Source organism: Synechococcus sp. 63AY4M2 (genome assembly GCF_002760475.1).
In the GTDB taxonomy this organism is placed as follows: Bacteria; Cyanobacteriota; Cyanobacteriia; order Thermostichales; family Thermostichaceae; genus Thermostichus.
Genome location: NZ_AXUX01000001.1, coordinates 719,736 through 720,611, shown reverse-complemented (window position 1 = coordinate 720,611; position 876 = coordinate 719,736). Strand labels below are relative to the sequence as shown.

Below are 876 nucleotides of genomic sequence, written 5' to 3'. Positions count from 1 at the left end.
TCAGAGGGGGTTTCCAACTGGATGAAAACGGCGGCGTTGCTCCTGAAGTTAGGGTTAGCAGGGAGAATCGGAGAGACTACGCTTTAGTTTCTGTAAATTGTCAAGCAGTTGGGGCATGTCACTTTGGATGATACTCCACAAAACGTCGTTGTCTAGAGCAAGATAAGCATGAATGATACGGTTACGAGTGGCAATGAGTTGTCGCCAAGGAATATTTTCGTTCTGGTTACGGACTTCTGCAGGAATGTGAGTGGCTGCCTCACCAATCAACTCGATGTTTCTCAAGGTCGCATCATAGGTTCGGCGATCCCGTTCAAAGTCTTCTTGAGTGTACCCCTCTGTGTATTCAAGGACTCGCTTGGCAAATTCAATCATATCATCTAGGTAGAAACGCCATTCACGGGACATAGATTGCTTCTTTTTCTATCAATGGACGAAGTTCGGGGCGTAGAGCCTTGTCGGTCACAAGGTCTAGGGGGCATCCAAGTTTGTCTTCCAAGTAGAAGAGCAGACCGAAGTAACGCTTGGAGTCGGCTTTACCAATAAATTCAACTAGGATATCGATGTCGCTGCCGGCTTGATCCTCGCCACGAGCAGTTGAGCCAAACAGGGCCAGTCGCCGCACACCAAATTGCTTTTGAATCTCGGCAAATTGCTCGCCGAGCAATTGCAATACTTGTTGTTTCCTCATGGCTGGTCAGATTGGATCATTCACTTGTCAACTCTCCAAGTGGGAACACAGGTTGGCCGCTTGTTTTGATCTTCCAGGCTCACACAGGCAGGTGTTTATTCTAGCTATCTTTAGGAAGTCGGGTTCAAGGGATCCCTGGCCGTCCAAAAGCCGTTGAGAAACTATGGCCACTTTAAACCAGATAT

Annotated in this window: 2 protein-coding genes; both read right to left on the bottom strand. The window is 47.8% G+C overall.

Annotated elements, in window-relative coordinates; all coding sequences use genetic code 11:
• Positions 1–54: 54 nt before the first annotated feature.
• Positions 55–408, bottom strand: coding sequence for a DUF86 domain-containing protein (locus tag SYN63AY4M2_RS03255; RefSeq protein ID WP_011429784.1), 354 nt, complete (start codon positions 406–408; stop codon positions 55–57).
• The gene (locus SYN63AY4M2_RS03250; protein ID WP_011429785.1) at positions 398–691 is read right to left on the bottom strand and encodes a nucleotidyltransferase family protein; all 294 of its coding nucleotides are present in this window, start codon (positions 689–691) and stop codon (positions 398–400) included. Before SYN63AY4M2_RS03250 ends, SYN63AY4M2_RS03255 begins: the two co-directional genes overlap by 11 nt.
• Between the last annotated feature and the right edge of the window lie 185 nt (positions 692–876).